Origin of the sequence: Coleofasciculus sp. FACHB-712, assembly GCF_014695635.1 — a bacterium.
In the GTDB taxonomy this organism is placed as follows: Bacteria; Cyanobacteriota; Cyanobacteriia; order Cyanobacteriales; family FACHB-T130; genus FACHB-T130.
On record NZ_JACJOQ010000435.1, the window covers coordinates 1 to 2,507 of the forward strand.

Consider the following 2,507-nt stretch of genomic DNA (forward strand, 5'->3'; position numbering starts at 1 on the left):
CCGTACCATGACTTCAGGTTTTTTGGGAACTTCACCCCTCAGCTTAGCGCGAATCTAGTCAAACAGGAGCTTCGGGATATCTTGACAATTCTGCGATAATAGGGGATCGCCCTGAATGAGCGCTCTAAGTCTGGGCATTCCCACTCAGAATCACCGAGATAGCTCTGCTGTGTGGCGATCCATTCCAAAGAAGGAATTGATTGTGACCCGATCTGAGATTGAAGCGGCACTGCAAGCAGCATTTAGTCTATGTGAGGAGGCTGTATATCCTCTCAGCGATAGACAGAAGCAAATTCTGCTGCAAGTTGTTGTCAAGGAACTGCTGGGTGCCCAAGGGGAGAACCCGGCGAGTGGTGATGAAAATGCCGATGGTGCAAATCCATTGGAGGAACTGACAGCAGAACAAGTCAAAGCTTTACTGCAATTTGTCAAGGAACAAGAAAGACAAAATCGCTCTTGGAAGATTACCTTACTCAATGACTGGTTGAATAATCAAGATTCGGGAGCGATGCAATTTTTACGCGATCGCTATGGCTTTGGATGGCTCTATCGTATTCAGCCGGTTCATCTGGCTGAGTATTATGAGCGAGAGGGCAAGCAAGGATTAAAGCTGAAAATAGGCGATCGCATTGAGGTTTCTAATGGTCTGTGGGAGTGGGTGCAAGAAAACGGCCCCTGTAGCCGCGAATGGTTTCCCTGCACGGTAGTTGGGGTTTACGAGACCACAGAGAGCGGAGTCTCTCATACTAACTGCATTATCCGGTTTGAGAATGGCAGCGAGTATGAGATTCAAGGCATTTACGAATGGAATCGTTTTAACTGGCAATGGCCCAAAAATTAGAGATTTCGATTCGTGTAAAGATTGACCGCAAACTCATCTAGAATCGTGGTTCCCGATAGCTGCTGCGTTGTCGCTAACTGGTAACGAGATTGCAAAACTCGCTGGATTTCCTGCTGAATTTGCTGTTTTTCTGCCTCCGTTTTGGGAGCCTTATTCACAGGACGGGCGCTATCTAACCAGAGAATCCGAGGATATTGCGTTGCTTGTCCGCTTGTCAGAACTTTTTCTAAAGCAGGCGCAAGGTCGGCAGGATGCTGTGCTAATAGCTGAACCGGGGCAGTGGGAGGAAGATAATAAGCCAAACGCAGAATGTGACCCCAAGCGCGGGAGTTCATCACAATTAAAGTTGGCGTTGTGGGTTCCTGTTGAATCAAGTCTGATATCTGATGGAACATCGAGCGGTTTCTGGTGCTGAAATCCCCGATGCTGATGCCCAGATACAACAGCAGCAAACCCGCTGCCGCCACTCCCCGCCAGCGCCCCGCCCCCCGTTCCAGCCATAAAGCAATTAATAGCAAGCATCCAGGCAAAACAAAAATCAGTGCCCTTCCACCGCCAAAGCCAATCGTGTATTTGCCAGCGAGAATATCCACTGCAAATGCAATGCACAGGGGCAAAATTCCCAGTGACAAAGCCATGAATAAGGTACGACGCTTTCCTTGCCGCCAGAGGCTAAAGGTACACCCGGCTAGCAACAAAATTATCAGGCACCCTGCCACAATCGCGAGGGTCGCTTCTGCGGGAGTTTTGACGACATCGCCCACCCAGTCTCCCAGTAACAAGTGACTGCTCAAGGTTTGGGTAACGTCTGCGAAATGATTTCCCTTGGAAAACTGATTGCCCACTTCACCCAGACGCCCCTGCTTCCGAGTTCCCCAAACAAACCAAGGCATCCACAGCACCACACCCGCTCCCAAACGCAATCCGTGCTGCCACCACCGCCGCCGGTCAAAGATAAGGACAAAGATGCCTAGGGTCATTACCCAGTAGACAAAAAGATACTGCGTCAGCAGTCCAGCGGCGATTGAAACGATCAGAATTGCACTCCAGAGAATCGATGAGCGGTTGCTGAGATGATGGGGTAATGGCATGGTGTCTGGTTCAATTTCCCCGTCGGAGGCTCGGACGCTCTCTGTTGCTCCTTTTGCCTCAACCAGATGCAGCATTGCCCAGGTGCTGAGAATCGTCCACAAAATCAGCGGGCCATACATCCGGGCATTTAAAGAGTGGAATAAATAGAAAGGATTTGTACCGAGTAAGGCGGCGAAAATCAGTCCGCCGCGATGTCCCATCACAAACCGTCCCAATCCGTAAGCGCCGCCAATTGCACCTACACTCAGCAACGCGCCCAGACTTCTTAAAGCAGCTTCGCTATTGCCAAATAGCTGTAGCCAGAAGTACAGGCTGAAATAAGAAAGCGGTGGATGGACATCGCCCAAGATACCTTTATAGACATCTTTGATCGTGCCTACGACATCACCGGATCGTGGGATCAATAAAGCGCTGTAGTCCCGCAGGTTAACAGGTTGCGCTCCCGGAGCTTGATAGTCAACGCCGTGACCGCTGGCGAGGATCAGGGATAGAACTTCGTCGTACCAAAATTCTCGGCTGCCTAGATAGATAATTCTTAACAAAACAGCGATCGCGATCGCGCCTAGGAGCAACA

2 protein-coding genes are annotated in these 2,507 nt (G+C 50.2%); one reads left to right on the forward strand and one right to left on the reverse strand.

Features of this window, described 5'->3' with window-relative positions; translation table 11 throughout:
• Positions 1–202: 202 nt before the first annotated feature.
• Positions 203–841 (forward strand): hypothetical protein, encoded by a 639-nt coding sequence (locus H6F50_RS13470; protein WP_190429084.1) that lies wholly within the window; start codon positions 203–205, stop codon positions 839–841.
• Here the strand turns inward: H6F50_RS13470 and H6F50_RS13475 are convergent.
• A complete protein-coding gene (locus H6F50_RS13475; protein WP_190429085.1) occupies positions 838–2,505 on the reverse strand; it encodes a glycosyltransferase family 39 protein in 1,668 nt (555 codons plus the stop codon). The two genes, H6F50_RS13470 and H6F50_RS13475, sit on opposite strands and share 4 nt — an antisense overlap.
• Positions 2,506–2,507 lie beyond the last annotated feature (2 nt).